Below are 15,712 nucleotides of genomic sequence, written 5' to 3' on the forward strand. Positions count from 1 at the left end.
AAGGAATCGAATTATGTTACGTCACATCACCGAGGAACGTCTGGCCGATATTCCCGCCCCCGTGGATGAGCGCGCCTTTAGCGATGAATTAAGCACGGCGCGCAGCCACGTCCTCGACCTGATTAGCCGTCATTTAACGGCGTTCGGCGACAAATTTCCGGCGGAAACCTGTAAGGACGGGTATTACCCGCTGACGGACAACGTCGAGTGGACCACCAGCTTCTGGACCGGGCAGCTGTGGCTGGCGTGGGAGATGAGCGGTGACGACAAATTCCGCGCCATGGCTGAGAAACACACCCGCTCGTTTGGCCTGCGCATCGCCGGGCGCAACGACACCAACACCCACGATCTCGGCTTCCTTTACACGCTCTCCTGCGTGGCGGACTGGCGGCTGACCGGTAGCCGCGAGGCGCGCGGCTTCTCGCTGCTGGCCGCCGAAGCGCTGCTCGAGCGCTTCCACGAGAAAGCGAAGATCATCCAGGCGTGGGGCGATCTGGCGGATCCCGAGCAGGCCGGGCGGATGATCATCGACTGCAACATGAACCTGCCGCTGCTCTACTGGGCGACCGAGCAGACCGGGGATCCGCGCTTTGCCGAGGCCGCTAAAGCCCACGTGATGCAGGCGGCGACGTATCTCATCCGCGAAGATGCCTCAACCTTCCACACCTACTATATGGACGTGGTTACCGGCGCGCCGCGCTACGGCAATACTCAGCAGGGCTATGCGGATGACTCCTGCTGGTCGCGCGGCCAGGCCTGGGGGATCTACGGCTTCCTGCTGAGCTACATCTATACTGGCGACGCGACGATGATCGCCCTGTCGAAGCGTCTGGCTAACTACTTCCTCAACCGCCTGCCGGAGGATCACGTCTGCCACTGGGATCTGGCCCTGGTGGGCACCGACGCCCTGCGTGATTCCTCGTCGGCGGCCATTGCGGTCTGCGGCCTGCTGGAGCTGGTGAAACATCTGCCGGTGACCGACCCGGATCGCGAGCGCTATCTGGCGTGGGCGAAAGGGATCATGTCCTCGCTGACGAAGCACTATCTGATGGGCAAAGAGGAGAAGGGCAACGGCCTGCTGAAGCATTCGGTCTATCACCTCGCCAGCAATAAAGGCGTGGATGAGTGCGCCAGCTGGGGGGACTACTTCTACGTTGAAGCCCTGGTGCGTTTTACCCAGAGCTGGAAACTGTACTGGTAAGAGAAAAGCCCGGTGGCGCAATGCTTACCGGGCCTGGGGATCACGCCTCTGGAATACGCAGCGTCTGGCCCGGATAAATTTTATCGGGGCTGGAGAGCATAGGGCGGTTGGCCTCAAAGATTTTGTTGTATTTCGACGCATCGCCGTACACGGTTTTGGAGATGGCGCTCAGGGTATCGCCCGATTTAACCGTGTAGTAGGTGGCTTCATGCTGGGTGTCGGTGGCGGTGATGGTGTTCTCCACCTCGCTGACGCCCGCGATGTTCCCCACCGCGACCTGGATTTTTTCCTTCTGCTCCTGGGTCAGCCCGTCACCCGTCACCACGGCCTTACCGTCATTGACGTTGACCTGCACCTTGTCGGCACCCGGTATGTTGAGCTTCTTAAGATGCTCCGAGACTTTATCGCTTTGACCTTTGTGATCGGTCAGGTTGTCCCACAGCTTTTCACCTGCTTCTTTAACGAAGTTAAAAATTCCCATTCCTTCCTCCAGATAACAATGAAATCAGGAATAAGCATAGCAGGTGCGCTTTAAGGTGATAAAAAAAGCCCGGTAGCGCTGTGCGTACCGGGCTTCTGTTTTGCCCGGTGGCGCTACGCTTACCGGGCCTACAAGACCGTAGGCCGGGCAAACGCAGTGCCGCCCGGCGATACTGCGGAGGTTAAACCCCGTTCTCCAGAATACGGATATGCGTTTCCAGAACATCCCCTTTCACCGCCTCGCTCCACGCTTTCATGTGCGGAGTCTGCAGGTGGGCTTCGAGGTGGGCCACGGTTTCCCACAGCTCAACCATCACAATGGAGTCCGGGGCGGTAGTCTGGAAGCTGACGCCTGCGGCGGTGTCCACCATCGGCGCGTAGCCGTGGCAGCCTGCCTCTTCCAGAACGGTTGGGATAATTTTTGCGAACTGATCCAGCACCGCCTGACGGTGATGTTGCCCAGGACGGGTGCGAATTTCAGCAATAACGGTAAGCATGGTCATTTCTCCTGATAACATGCCAACAGTTAAGCAAAAATTTCCGCGAGATGCTTGCGATATTCTGCGATATAGCGTGGCACATCCGGCATTTTAATCACGTCGTTGGTGATAAAGGTTGGCAGCGCCTCCATTCCCAGGAACTGGTTGGCCTTATGGAACGGCAGGTAGACACCGTCAACGCCCACGCCGTGGAAGAACTGATCTTCTTCGGTAAAGGCTTCCATCGGCGCGTTCCAGGTCAGGGAGAGCATGTACTTTTTCCCCTGGATCAGGCCGCCGGAGCCGTATTTCTTCGACGCATCAGAGCGGGTGCGACCGTCGCTGGCATACAGCGCGCCGTGGCCTTCGGTAAAGACGTCGTCCATGTACTTTTTCACGGTCCATGGCGCGCCCATCCACCAGCCAGGCATCTGCCAGATCACCACGTCGGCCCAGAGGAAGTTCTGCACTTCGGCCTGGATATCGTACTCACCGTCGGTGCGCACGACCTTAACATCATGCCCGGCGTCGCGCAGGAAGCCGTCCGCGACCTCGGTCAGGGTGTCATTCAGTTGGCCATTAGAGTGGGCGAATTTTTTCGCGCCGTTGATAATCAGGATATTGCTCATTAAGTTGTCCTCAGAGTAGCGAGTCTGAGGGCCATTCTACGCGCGACAGCGGTGCGGTGAAATTAGCAAAATGTGCAAAGTCTTTTGCTGAAACAGCAATAATACCTTACCAGCCGATCCTGACTTCAAATCCACCATTCTGCCCGTTGCCGAGCGTGACCCTCATCCGGTGCAGCGTGGCGATGCGCTTCACAATCGACAGCCCCAGGCCGCTGCCGGTCTGATCCTGACCGGGCGGACGATAAAAACGCTCTCCGATCCGCGCCAGAGCCTCGGGGGCAATGCCCGGACCGGTGTCGCGCACGGTAAAGCTGTGGGTGTCGAGTGTCACCTCCACCCGGCTGCCGCGCGGGCTGTAGCGCACGGCGTTATCCAGCAGGTTACGCACCAGCAGGCTCAGGAGTAAGGGTTGCCCGGGGCGGGTGATCAGTGGGTCGTTGATGGTCAGGCGAATGTCGATCCCGGCCTGCTGCGCCGGGTGATAGCACTCCATCACCGCCGACTGGAGTAGATCGGCCATGTTCAGGGTTTCGACATCGTCCAGATTGTCCAGCGAATCCAGGCGCGACAGCGTCAGGAGCTGTTCCACCAGCCGCGAGGCCCGGTCAATGCCGGTGTGCAGCTGGGTCAGGGCTTTCGCCTGCGCCTGCGGGTCGTCCAGCGACAGTTGCGCCACCTCGGTCTGCACCTTCAGGGCGGTCAGCGGACTGCGCAGCTCGTGGGCGGCATCTGAGGTGAAGCGGCGCTCCCGGGCCATCATTTGCTGGGTACGGGTGAAAAGCTGATTCAGGGCGTCCACCAGGGGGCGAACCTCCACAGGCACGCCGTGCGTCGCCAGCCGGTCGGTGGCATCCGGGGAGCGGGCGCGCAGGGTCTGGGTCAGCTTTTTCAGTGGCCAGAGTTCGCGGCTCAACAGGACAATCAGCAACAGCAGCATTACCGGCAGGGCCACCAGCCACGGCGTGAGCTGCGATCTGACCACCTCCAGGGCCATCTCCTGGCGGTACTCCCGCTCCTGGCCAACCACCACCCGGTACTTGCCGTCCGGCGCGGTGAGCCATAAGAAGCGCCATTCGTCGTTATCGTCGTTGAGCTGGCCGTTATCAAAGCCTTCCCGGCGATAGTGATACGGAATATCGCGCCCGTTTTCACCGTCGTTGAGCACCATTTTGCCGTCGGGGGTGAAGATGGCAAAGGCCAGGGCATCGTCATCCAGATGCCCGTGTTTCGCCTTTTTCGGCACCTCGCGCATCCGCTGCGGGGCGCGGATCTCATCCAGATCCATGGTCAGCAGCCTTTTGGCAAACAGCATCTGCTGGGTGTCGAACAGCTTATCGAGCTTGTCGCTGGTCTGGTGCCAGGCGACAAGGCTGGCGGCAAACCACGCCGTCAGCGACAGGAGCAGGAACAGCAGCGTCAGGCGCAGCTTGAGGCTGAGGCGTTGGGTCAGTTTCATGCGTCACCCAGGGTATAACCGATGCCGTGCACGGTGCGGATAAAATCGCTGCCGAGCTTGCGGCGCAGATGATGAACGTGGACTTCGATGGCGTTGCTCGAGACATCGTCGTCCCAGGTATAGAGCTTCTCTTCAATCAGCTTGCGCGGCAGCACGCGGCCCGCATTGCGCATCAACAGCTCCAGCAGGGCGAACTCTTTCGGCTTGAGCACCAGGGTGTCGCCGTTGAGGCTGGCCACCAGACGAGTCGGATCGAGCGTCACGCCCCCGTGACGCAGTTCGCTGCGCGCCTGCCCGTGGCTGCGGCGCACCAGGGCCTCAAGGCGGGCGGCCACTTCGATCAGCGCAAAGGGTTTGCAGAGGTAATCGTCGGCCCCGAGGCGCAGCCCCTCGACGCGCTGGTCGAGCGCATCCCGCGCGGTGAGGATCAGCACCGGCTCGCTGCGGCCCTGTTCCCGCCACTCGCGCAGGATCTGCAGCCCGTCGATGCCGGGCAGGGTCAGGTCGAGCACCACGGCATCATAGGGGGCGCTGTAGAGCGCCGCTCTGCCGGTTTCGCCCTCGGTAAACCAGTCCAGGCTAAAGCCCAGTTTCGTCAGCCCGGCCTTAATACCGTCGCCTATCAGCTTGTCGTCTTCTACCAGTAAAATGCGCATGTTCCCTCCCTGTTGCGGCCAGTAAACCCTCTCTAACCTTCGGCTGTACAGTAAAAAAATTTAAATTTTCCGCTTAAGAAGTTGTTAAGGTTTACCCTGTTTAATGGACTGCGAAACGACATTAAAGGGAGAGTTAAGATGAAAAAATTCGCTGCTATTGCTGCCATCATGATGATCACCACTGCGCCGGTTTTTGCGGCTCAGGGCGGGTTTAACGGCCCGTCGGCGACGGCAACCCAGACGCAAACCCAGCAGGGCGGTTTTGTCGATAACGACGCCAACCTCACCACGGCGCAGAAGGTCAAGGATCAGAAGGACGACAGCTGGGTAAAACTGCGCGGCAACATCACCGAGCGCCTGTCCGATGACCGCTACACCTTCCGGGATGAGAGCGGTACGGTGGTGGTAGAGATTGACCACAAGCGCTGGAACGGCGTGACCGTCACCCCGCAGGATAAGGTTGAGCTGCAGGGTAAGGTCGACAAAGAGTGGAACGATTTCGAAATCGACGTCAAACAGGTTATCAAGCTGAATAAATAACCCGCAAAGGGGCCGCCAGAGCGGCCCTTTTTCTTTGTGACTCGACTCGCCAGATGAGGTAGTATCTGCGGCAATATTGCCTGAAACCAACTGGTTTCTGAGTTGAGGAATCCCATTTAATGAGCGATATGGCAGAGCGCCTCGCGCTACATGAATTCACGGAAAACGCCTACCTGAACTACTCCATGTACGTCATCATGGACAGGGCGTTACCGTTTATCGGTGATGGGCTGAAACCCGTTCAGCGCCGCATCGTGTATGCGATGTCTGAGCTGGGTCTGAACGCCAGCGCCAAGTTTAAAAAATCCGCCCGTACCGTGGGTGACGTGCTGGGTAAATACCATCCGCACGGCGACAGCGCCTGTTATGAAGCCATGGTGCTGATGGCCCAGCCGTTCTCTTACCGTTATCCGCTGGTCGACGGCCAGGGGAACTGGGGCGCGCCGGACGATCCGAAGTCCTTCGCGGCGATGCGTTACACCGAATCCCGTCTCTCTAAATATGCCGAACTACTGCTCAGCGAGCTGGGCCAGGGCACCGTGGAGTGGGTACCGAACTTCGACGGGACGATGCAGGAGCCGAAAATGCTGCCTGCGCGTCTGCCGAACATCCTGCTGAACGGCACCACCGGCATTGCCGTGGGGATGGCGACGGACATTCCGCCGCACAACCTGCGTGAAGTGGCGAAAGCGGCCATCACCCTGATTGAACAGCCGAAAACCTCGCTGGATGAGCTGCTGGATATCGTCCAGGGGCCGGACTACCCGACCGAAGCGGAAATCATCACCTCCCGGGCGGAAATCCGCAAAATCTACCAGAACGGGCGCGGCTCCGTGCGCATGCGCGCGGTATGGACCAAAGAGGACGGCGCAGTGGTGATCACCGCGCTGCCGCACCAGGTTTCCGGCGCGAAAGTGCTGGAGCAGATCGCCGCCCAGATGCGCAATAAAAAGCTGCCGATGGTGGATGACCTGCGCGATGAATCCGACCACGAAAACCCGACCCGTCTGGTGATCGTGCCGCGTTCCAACCGCGTGGACATGGAGCCGGTGATGAACCACCTGTTCGCCACCACCGATCTGGAAAAAAGCTACCGTATCAACCTGAACATGATCGGCCTCGACGGGCGTCCGGCGGTGAAAAACCTGCTGGAGATCCTCACCGAGTGGCTGACCTTCCGCCGCGATACGGTGCGTCGTCGTCTGAACCACCGTCTGGAGAAAGTGCTTAAGCGCCTGCATATCCTTGAAGGTTTGCTGGTGGCGTTCCTCAATATCGACGAAGTGATTGAGATCATCCGTACCGAGGACGAACCGAAGCCCGCGCTGATGTCGCGCTTTGGCATCAGCGAAACCCAGGCCGAAGCGATCCTCGAGCTGAAGCTGCGCCATCTCGCCAAGCTGGAAGAGATGAAGATCCGCGGCGAGCAGAACGAGCTGGAAAAAGAGCGCGATCAGCTGCAGGCGATCCTCGCCTCCGAACGCAAGATGAACACCCTGCTGAAGAAAGAGCTGCAGGCGGACGCCGATGCCTTCGGTGACGACCGTCGTTCTCCGCTGCACGAGCGCGAAGAAGCGAAGGCGATGAGCGAGCATGACATGCAGCCGTCCGAGCCGGTGACCATCGTCCTTTCTCAGAGCGGCTGGGTGCGTAGCGCCAAAGGCCACGACATCGACGCCCCGGGCCTGAGTTACAAAGCGGGCGACAGCTTCAAAGCCGCCGTGAAGGGCAAGAGCAACCAGCCGGTGGCCTTTATCGATACCACCGGGCGCAGCTACGCCATCGATCCTATCACGCTGCCGTCGGCGCGCGGGCAGGGCGAGCCGCTCACCGGCAAGCTGACGCTGCCGCCGGGGGCGACGGTTGAGCATATGCTGATGGAAGGCGACGAGCAGAAGCTGCTGCTGGCCTCCGACGCGGGCTACGGCTTTATCTGTACCTTTAACGATCTGGTGTCGCGTAACCGCGCGGGCAAGGCGTTGATTAGCCTGCCGGATAACGCGCACGTTATGCCGCCACTGGTGATTGAGGACGAGAGCGACATGCTGCTGGCAATCTCTGCCGCAGGCCGGATGCTGATGTTCCCGGTCAGCGATCTGCCGCAGCTGTCGAAAGGGAAGGGCAACAAGATCATCAGTATCCCGTCAGCGGAAGCGGCAAAAGGCGAAGATGGCCTGGCGCATCTCTTCCTGCTGCCGCCGCAGAGCACCCTGACCATTCATGTCGGCAAGCGTAAGATCAAACTGCGTCCGGAAGAGCTGCAGAAGGTGGTTGGCGAGCGCGGACGTCGCGGTTCACTGATGCGCGGCCTGCAACGCATTGACCGCGTGGAGATCGACTCTCCGAACCGCGGCAATGCGAGCGATAACGAAGCGTAACAATGCCTCCCCCCCTCCGTTCAGGAGGGGGTCTCGCGAAAAACATCCGTTATAAAAACAAAAGAGTTACCCGCTTACAGTTGCAGTATAATCGTCAGCTGTCAGGGGTTTTTGAGGTCGCTATGCTATTAATTGTTCGTTCCATTCTTGCCGTTATTTACTGCATTCTGGTCTGTGTTTTCGGCTGTATTTACTGCCTGTTCAGCCCGCGTAATCCAAAGCACGTTGCCACCTTTGGCCACATGTTTGCCCGTCTGGGGCCGCTGTTTGGTCTGAAAGTAGAAACGCGTCTGCCGGAAGGGGCAGAGAACTATGGCAACGCTATCTATATCGGTAACCATCAGAACAACTACGATATGGTCACCGCGGCCAAAATCGTCCAGCCGCCAACCGTGACCGTGGGCAAAAAGAGCCTGCTGTGGGTGCCGTTCTTCGGCCTGCTCTACTGGCTGACCGGCAACCTGCTGATCGACCGTAACAACCGCGCCAAAGCGCACGGCACTATCGCTGAGGTGGTGAACCACTTCAAAAAGCGCAAAATTTCCATCTGGATGTTCCCGGAAGGGACCCGCAGCCGGGGTCGTGGCCTGCTGCCGTTTAAAACTGGCGCGTTTCACGCCGCAATTGCGGCAGGTGTTCCTATTATTCCGGTGTGTGTTTCCAACACATCGAATAAGATAAACCTCAACCGCCTGCGTAACGGCCTGGTGATTGTCGAGATGCTGCCGCCGGTCGATGTCAGTCAATATGGCAAAGATCAGGTGCGCGAGCTGGCGGCCCACTGCCGCGAATTAATGCTGAATAAAATCGCTGAGCTCGATAAAGAAGTCGCAGAGCGCGAAGCCGCTGGCAGGGTTTAAGCCGGCTTGAAGGGAAAACGAATTCCCGCGTTGTCAGTACGTTTATACATGGAGCTAATATGTCACTCAGTCGCCGTCAGTTTATTCAGGCATCGGGTATCGCCCTTTGTGCAGGTGCGGTTCCGCTGAGGGCAAACGCCGCCGGGCAGCAGCAGCCGCTGCCCATCCCGCCGTTACTCGAATCCCGTCGCGGCCAGCCGCTGTTCCTGACGTTACAGCGTACCCACTGGTCGTTCACCCAGGGCACGCGGGCGAACGTCTGGGGCGTCAACGGACGCTACCTCGGCCCGACCGTGCGCGTCTGGAGCGGCGATGACGTCAAACTGATCTACAGCAACCGCCTGGCGGAGAATGTCGCCATGACCATCAGCGGTTTGCAGGTGCCGGGCCCGCTGCTGGGCGGCGCGCCGCGCATGATGTCCCCGAGCGCCGACTGGGCGCCGGTTCTGCCCGTTCGCCAGAACGCCGCCACCCTCTGGTATCACGCCAATACGCCAAACCGCACCGCGCAGCAGGTCTATACCGGCCTGGCGGGGATGTGGCTGGTGGAAGATGAGATCAGCAAATCCCTGCCGATCCCCAATCACTACGGGGTCGATGACTTCCCGATCATCATTCAGGACAAGCGGCTGGATAACTTCGGTACGCCGGAGTACAGCGAGCCGGGCAGCGGGGGCTTTGTCGGCGACACGCTGCTGGTGAACGGCGCGCAGAGCCCGTATGTCGAGGTGTCACGCGGCTGGGTGCGTCTGCGCCTGCTGAATGCCTCCAACTCGCGCCGCTATCAGTTACAGATGAGCGACGGCCGGGCGCTGCACGTGATTGCCGGGGATCAGGGCTTCTTACCCGCTCCGGTGCCGGTGAAGCAGCTGGCGCTGGCCCCGGGCGAGCGACGCGAAATCCTGGTGGATATGACCAACGGCGATGAAGTCTCCATCACCTGCGGTGAGGCGGCGGGCATCGTTGACCGTCTGCGCGGCTTCTTTGAACCGTCCAGCATTCTGGTCTCGACTCTGGTATTGACCCTGCGTCCCACCGGCCTGTTGCCGCTGGTGACCGACACCCTACCGATGCGCCTGCTGCCGGAGGAAATCCTGAGCGGGACGCCGGTGCGTACCCGGGATATCAGCCTCGGCGACGATCCGGGCATCAACGGCCAACTGTGGGATGTAAACCGCATTGATATTACCGCCCAGCAGGGCACCTGGGAGCGCTGGACGGTGCGTGCCGACATGCCGCAGGCGTTCCATATTGAAGGGGTGCGGTTCCTGGTGCGTAACGTCAACGGGGCGATGCCGTTCCCGGAAGACCGGGGCTGGAAAGATACCGTCTGGGTCGACGGACAGGTGGAACTGCTGGTCTATTACGGTCAGCCTTCCTGGCCGCACTTCCCGTTCCTGTTCCACAGCCAGACGCTGGAGATGATGGACAGGGGCTCCGTAGGACAAATGTTAATCAATCCGGCACCGTAAGTTTTGCCGGGTGGCGGCTTCGCCTTACCCGGCCTACATGCCCCGTAGGCCCGGTAAGCGCAGCGCCACCGGGCAATAATATCTACGCACAATACTCCTTCATTTCCCACAATGATCCAGCGTATAATCCCGCTCCTTTTGTCTATTTTTTCTTCGGAAGCATTATGAGCGCAATTTCCCTGATCCAGCCGGATCGTGACCTCTTCTCCTGGCCCCAGTACTGGGCGGCCTGCTTTGGACCGGCGCCGTTCCTGCCGATGTCTCGTGAAGAGATGGACCAACTCGGCTGGGACAGCTGCGACATTATTCTGGTGACCGGCGATGCCTACGTCGATCACCCGAGCTTCGGCATGGCGATCTGTGGACGCATGCTTGAAGCCCAGGGCTTCCGCGTCGGGATCATTGCCCAGCCGGACTGGAACAGCAAAGAGGACTTTATGCGCCTCGGTAAACCGAACCTGTTCTTCGGCGTCACCGCGGGCAACATGGACTCGATGATCAACCGCTATACCGCCGACCGCAAACTGCGTCACGACGACGCCTACACCGCAGATAACGTGGCCGGCAAGCGTCCGGATCGCGCCACTCTCGTCTACACCCAACGATGCAAAGAAGCATGGAAAGACGTGCCGGTCATCCTGGGTGGCATCGAGGCGAGCCTGCGCCGTACCGCCCATTACGACTACTGGTCTGATACCGTGCGCCGTTCGGTGCTGGTGGACTCCAAAGCCGACATGCTGATCTTCGGCAACGGCGAGCGTCCGCTGGTGGAAGTGGCGCACCGTCTCTCCCAGGGCGAGCCGGTAGGCAACATCCGCGACGTGCGTAACACCGCCATCATGGTGAAAGAGGCCCTGCCGGGCTGGAGCGGGGTGGACTCCCGTATCATCGACATGCCGGGCAAAATCGACCCGATCCCGCACCCGTACGGCGACGATCTGCCGTGTGCGGATAACAAACCGGTTGAGCCGAAGAAAGCCGAAGCCAAAGCCATCACCGTGCAGCCGCCGCGTCCAAAGCCGTGGGAAAAGACCTACGTGCTGCTGCCGTCCTTTGAGAAAGTTAAAGCTGACAAAGTGCTTTACGCTCACGCTTCCCGAATTCTGCACCACGAAACCAACCCGGGCTGTGCCCGCGCGCTGATGCAAAAGCACGGCGAGCGCTATATCTGGGTCAACCCGCCGGCGATCCCGCTCTCCACTGAAGAGATGGACAGCGTCTTTGCCCTGCCGTACAAGCGCGTGCCGCACCCTTCATACGGTGACAGCCGTATTCCGGCCTATGAGATGATCCGCTTCTCGATCAACATCATGCGCGGCTGCTTCGGCGGGTGCTCCTTCTGCTCCATTACCGAGCACGAAGGCCGCATTATTCAGAGCCGTTCCGAAGAGTCGATTGTTAACGAGATCGAAGCCATTCGCGACACGGTACCGGGCTTTACCGGCGTCATCTCCGATCTGGGTGGCCCGACGGCCAACATGTACATGCTGCGCTGTAAGTCGCCGCGTGCGGAGCAGACCTGTCGTCGTCTCTCCTGCGTCTATCCGAGCATTTGCGAGCACATGGACACCAACCACGAGCCGACGATCAACCTGTATCGTCGCGCCCGCGACCTGAAGGGCATCAAGAAGATCCTCATCGCTTCCGGGGTGCGCTATGACATCGCGGTGGAAGATCCGCGCTACATCAAAGAGCTGGCGACTCACCACGTGGGCGGCTATCTGAAGATTGCCCCGGAGCATACCGAAGAAGGGCCGCTGTCGAAGATGATGAAGCCGGGGATGGGCAGCTACGACCGCTTCAAAGAGCTGTTCGATACCTACTCTAAACAGGCCGGGAAAGAGCAGTATCTGATCCCGTACTTCATCTCTGCCCACCCGGGTACGCGTGATGAGGACATGGTCAACCTGGCCCTGTGGCTGAAGCAGCGCCGCTTCCGTCTGGATCAGGTGCAGAACTTCTACCCGTCACCGCTGGCGAACTCGACCACCATGTATTACACCGGCAAGAACCCGCTGAGTAAGATTGGCTATAAGAGTGAGGATGTGGTGGTGCCGAAGGGGGATAAACAGCGTCGCCTGCATAAAGCCCTGCTGCGTTATCACGATCCGGCTAACTGGCCGCTGATCCGTCAGGCGCTGGAAGAGATGGGTAAAAAGCACCTGATCGGCTCGCGTCGCGACTGCCTGGTACCTGCGCCAACCCTGGATGAGATGCGCGAAGCGCGTCGCCAGAATCGCAATACCCGTCCGGCGCTGACCAAGCACACGCCGATAGTGCATCAGCGTTCGAACGGTAATTCCAGTGTGAAGAAGCCCGTGAAGCGCAAAGCGTAAATAAAAAACCCCGGCTTGCCGGGGTTTTTTTTAACGCAATTAACCGCCAAACTGGTCCGGATCCGGCCCTAAACGCTTGCCTTTATCCAGCTTCGCAATTTCACCCAGCTCGTCTTTATCCAGACGGAAATCCCACACGTTGAAGTTCTCCGCGATGCGCGACGGGGTAACGGATTTCGGGATCACCACCAGGCCGCAGTCCAGATGCCAGCGAATGACAATCTGTGCCGGGGTTTTGCCGTACTTGTCGGCGAGGTCGCGGATAATTTTCTGATCGAAGACTCCTTCGCCGCCCTGTGCCAGCGGGCTCCAGGATTCAGTCTGGATCTTGTGGGTCGCATTCCATGAGTGCAGCTGACGCTGCTGCATCAGCGGGTGCAGTTCAATCTGGTTGATCACCGGGGCAACGCCCGTCTCATCAATCAGGCGCTGCAGATGGTGGACCTGGAAATTACAGACCCCGATGCTCTTCACCAGCCCGGCTTTTTGCAGGTCAATCATCCCTTTCCAGGCTTCGACATAGTGGTCGATGGCCGGAACCGGCCAGTGCATCAGGTACAGATCGACGAAATCGAGTTGCAGCTTGTCCAGGCTCTCCTGTAGAGCCTCCGCCGGACGTTTCTGGTCATCGTTCCACAGCTTGGTGGTGATGAACAACTCATCGCGCGACATGCCAGCGCTGGCCAGCGCTTTGCCCACGCCGTCCTCATTTTTGTAGGCCGCCGCGGTATCAATGGAGCGATAGCCGACTTCCAGTGCTTTATGAATGGCGGAGACGACCTCGTCGTTACCGGCTTTCCATACGCCGAGCCCCAACTGGGGCATTACGTTGCCGTCCTGAAGCTTGATTACGGTTTGGTTTGCCATTTTTCCTCCTTCATTGGACATCCACCAGAGGTAGTCCTCTGGTGGCGTATGTGCATTAAGCCTGGCCTAAATGCCGAAAAACGAAAGGTAAGCGCGTAAAATCGCTTAGCGAGCAGCCTCGTAAATACGGCGGCTCACATCGAGAGTAATGTCGTGATGCTCACCGATCTGCGTCATGCCGTGTTCTTCCAGTTTCGCCAGCAGGGCAGGGATGGAGCTCCCGTCCAGGCCGTAGCCGGAGAGGCGCGTTGGCACGCCCAGCTGCTCGAAGAAGTTGCGGGTGGCGACGATAGCGGCATCGATACGCTCGTCGTCAGAACCCTCGGTGATCCCCCAGACGCGCTCAGCGTACTGCAGCAGTTTTCCGCGTTTGGTGTCGCGTTTTTCATTCCACAGCGCAGGCAGCACCACCGCCAGGGTCTGGGCGTGATCGAGGCCGTGCATCGCCGTCAGCTCGTGGCCCAGCATGTGGGTGGCCCAGTCCTGCGGCACGCCCGCGCCAATCAGGCCGTTCAGCGCCTGAGTCGCGGCCCACATGACGTTGGCACGCACTTCGTAGTTTTCCGGCTCTTTCAGCGCCAGCGGACCGTCTTCGATCAGGGTCAGCAGAATGCCCTCTGCGAAACGATCCTGAATTTTGGCGTTTACCGGATAAGTGACGTACTGCTCAACGGTATGAACAAAAGCATCCACCACGCCGTTCGCCACCTGACGCGGCGGCAGGGTATAGGTGTAAACCGGATCCAGCACCGCAAATACCGGCTGCACGTGCTCGTTCATGAAGGCCTGCTTGTCGCCGGTGGTTTTACGGGAGATCACCGCGCCTTTGTTGGATTCGGAGCCGGTAGCGGGCAGGGTCAGCACGGAGCCCATCGGGATGGCGCTTTTGATGTCGCTGCCGCCGGTCTGCAGGATGTGCCACGGATCGATGCCGTCAGCGTAGTGGGCTGCCGCGGCGATAAATTTGGTGCCGTCCAGCACCGAACCGCCGCCCACGGCCAGCAGGAAAGTGATCTGCTCATCGCGGGCGATTTTCACCGCGTTCATCAGAGTTTCGTAAGAGGGGTTTGGCTCGATGCCGCCGAACTCGCGCACGTCCAGACCTTCCAGCGCGCTGTAGACCTGATCCAGCACGCCGTTCTTCTTCACGCTGCCGCCGCCGTAGGTGATCAGCACGCGGGCGTCGGCCGGGATCTGCTCGCGCAGATCGGCGATGGCGTCTTTACCAAACAGAATGCGGGTCGGGGTATGGAGATTGAAATTGTTCATTGTTCGTTCCCTTAGGTGGGTGAAAATATCGGGCTAACTGATGGTGCCCATTGTGGCGAGCGCAGGCTCGCCTCTCAATGCACATTCCTGCCGTTGTCTTGCCCATTTCTACAGGGTACTGGAGAAACTGTGAAAAACCGCGCACACTGCAACGGTCACAAACCCTGGTCGGATTGAGCAAATATGAACCGCGATGAAACCTGCCTTCAGCTAACGGCGCAAATTAAAACACTGAAAGATAATGGAAAGAATCTCGATGCACTGTTGCCGGACGTGCGCCTGCTGTACGGCACCCAGCCCGGTACCCGCACCCCGGTGATGTACCAGCCGGGTATCATTTTTCTCTTTTCCGGGCATAAAATTGGCTATATCAACGAGCGGGTGTTCCGCTATGACCCGCGCGAATATCTGCTTCTGACAGTACCTTTACCCTTCGAATGTGAAACCTTCGCGACAGAAGCCGTACCGCTGGCCGGGATCCGTTTAAATGTGGATATCCTGCAGTTGCAGGAGCTGCTGATGGATATTGGCGAAGACGAGCTGTTTTGTCCGTCGATGGCGGCCAGCGGGATCAACTCCGCCACGCTGACGGATGAGATCCTCTGCGCCATTGAGCGCCTGCTGGATGTGATGGCGCGCCCGCTGGACGCGCGCATCCTCGGGAAGCAGATTGTGCGCGAGATCCTCTATCACGTGCTGCTGGGGCCGGGTGGCGGGGCGCTGCTGGCGCTGGTCAGCCGTCAAACCCACTTCAGCCTGATCAGCCGGGTATTGAAGCGTATTGAGAGCCAGTACACCGAAAACCTGAGCGTCGACCAGCTGGCGGCTGAGGCCAATATGAGCGTCTCAGCGTTTCACCATAACTTTAAATCGGTGACCAGCACCTCGCCGCTGCAATATCTCAAGAGCTATCGCCTGCACAAGGCGCGGATGATGATGATCCACGACGGCATGAAGGCCAGCGCGGCCGCGCTGCGGGTGGGGTATGAAAGCGCGTCGCAGTTCAGTCGGGAGTTCAAACGCTACTTCGGGGTCACGCCAGGGGAAGATGCGGCGCGGATCCGGATGATGCAGGGGTAGGGAGGACGT

General features: G+C 59.4%; 14 protein-coding genes. 7 read left to right on the top strand and 7 right to left on the bottom strand.

Annotated elements, in window-relative coordinates; translation table 11 throughout:
• Positions 1-13 precede the first annotated feature (13 nt).
• Positions 14-1,201, top strand: coding sequence for a glycoside hydrolase family 88 protein (locus WFO70_RS17275; protein WP_337017826.1), 1,188 nt, complete (start codon positions 14-16; stop codon positions 1,199-1,201).
• A 40-nt stretch (positions 1,202-1,241) separates the two neighbouring features.
• On the opposite strand, the gene lysM is transcribed toward WFO70_RS17275, so the two are convergent.
• The 5 genes from lysM to qseB form a co-directional block, all read right to left on the bottom strand.
• Positions 1,242-1,682, bottom strand: a complete 441-nt coding sequence (lysM, locus tag WFO70_RS17280) for a peptidoglycan-binding protein LysM (protein ID WP_032614158.1) — start codon at positions 1,680-1,682, stop codon at positions 1,242-1,244.
• A 181-nt stretch (positions 1,683-1,863) separates the two neighbouring features.
• The gene (locus WFO70_RS17285) at positions 1,864-2,178 is read right to left on the bottom strand and encodes a putative quinol monooxygenase (RefSeq protein ID WP_032614615.1); all 315 of its coding nucleotides are present in this window, start codon (positions 2,176-2,178) and stop codon (positions 1,864-1,866) included.
• 29 nt (positions 2,179-2,207) lie between these two features.
• The gene (locus WFO70_RS17290; RefSeq protein WP_032614156.1) at positions 2,208-2,789 is read right to left on the bottom strand and encodes an NAD(P)H-dependent oxidoreductase; all 582 of its coding nucleotides are present in this window, start codon (positions 2,787-2,789) and stop codon (positions 2,208-2,210) included.
• A 106-nt stretch (positions 2,790-2,895) separates the two neighbouring features.
• Entirely contained in the window at positions 2,896-4,245 is a 1,350-nt protein-coding gene (qseC, locus tag WFO70_RS17295) for a quorum sensing histidine kinase QseC (RefSeq protein ID WP_337017828.1), read from the bottom strand.
• Positions 4,242-4,901, bottom strand: a complete 660-nt coding sequence (qseB, locus tag WFO70_RS17300; RefSeq protein ID WP_337017830.1) for a quorum sensing response regulator transcription factor QseB — start codon at positions 4,899-4,901, stop codon at positions 4,242-4,244. The genes qseC and qseB overlap by 4 nt, the downstream gene beginning before the upstream one ends.
• A 138-nt stretch (positions 4,902-5,039) precedes the next feature.
• Between qseB and WFO70_RS17305 the strand changes: the two genes are divergently transcribed.
• From WFO70_RS17305 to WFO70_RS17325, 5 genes are all read left to right on the top strand, one after another.
• Positions 5,040-5,441: a YgiW/YdeI family stress tolerance OB fold protein gene (locus tag WFO70_RS17305; RefSeq protein ID WP_333854061.1), complete on the top strand. Its 402-nt coding sequence runs from the start codon at positions 5,040-5,042 to the stop codon at positions 5,439-5,441.
• Between the two features lie 119 nt (positions 5,442-5,560).
• Positions 5,561-7,819 (top strand): DNA topoisomerase IV subunit A, encoded by a 2,259-nt coding sequence (parC, locus tag WFO70_RS17310; RefSeq protein ID WP_337017833.1) that lies wholly within the window; start codon positions 5,561-5,563, stop codon positions 7,817-7,819.
• 122 nt (positions 7,820-7,941) lie between these two features.
• Entirely contained in the window at positions 7,942-8,679 is a 738-nt protein-coding gene (gene plsC, locus WFO70_RS17315) for a 1-acylglycerol-3-phosphate O-acyltransferase (protein ID WP_337017835.1), read from the top strand.
• Positions 8,680-8,738: 59 nt separating this feature from the next.
• A complete protein-coding gene (ftsP, locus tag WFO70_RS17320) occupies positions 8,739-10,151 on the top strand; it encodes a cell division protein FtsP (RefSeq protein ID WP_337017837.1) in 1,413 nt (470 codons plus the stop codon).
• A gap of 164 nt (positions 10,152-10,315) precedes the next feature.
• Positions 10,316-12,487 (top strand): YgiQ family radical SAM protein, encoded by a 2,172-nt coding sequence (locus WFO70_RS17325; RefSeq protein ID WP_337017839.1) that lies wholly within the window; start codon positions 10,316-10,318, stop codon positions 12,485-12,487.
• Positions 12,488-12,526: 39 nt separating this feature from the next.
• Here the strand turns inward: WFO70_RS17325 and dkgA are convergent, their stop codons facing one another.
• Both dkgA and yqhD read right to left on the bottom strand, forming a co-directional pair.
• Entirely contained in the window at positions 12,527-13,354 is an 828-nt protein-coding gene (gene dkgA / locus WFO70_RS17330) for a 2,5-didehydrogluconate reductase DkgA (RefSeq protein WP_337017841.1), read from the bottom strand.
• A gap of 105 nt (positions 13,355-13,459) precedes the next feature.
• Complete coding sequence (yqhD, locus tag WFO70_RS17335) at positions 13,460-14,623, bottom strand: alcohol dehydrogenase (RefSeq protein ID WP_337017843.1); 1,164 nt, start codon at positions 14,621-14,623, stop codon at positions 13,460-13,462.
• A gap of 183 nt (positions 14,624-14,806) precedes the next feature.
• Here yqhD and WFO70_RS17340 point away from each other — a divergent pair, with 183 nt between their 5' ends.
• Complete coding sequence (locus WFO70_RS17340; RefSeq protein ID WP_337017845.1) at positions 14,807-15,703, top strand: AraC family transcriptional regulator; 897 nt, start codon at positions 14,807-14,809, stop codon at positions 15,701-15,703.
• The last annotated feature ends 9 nt before the right edge of the window (positions 15,704-15,712 follow it).

The organism is Leclercia sp. AS011 (assembly GCF_037152535.1).
In the GTDB taxonomy this organism is placed as follows: Bacteria; Pseudomonadota; Gammaproteobacteria; order Enterobacterales; family Enterobacteriaceae; genus Enterobacter.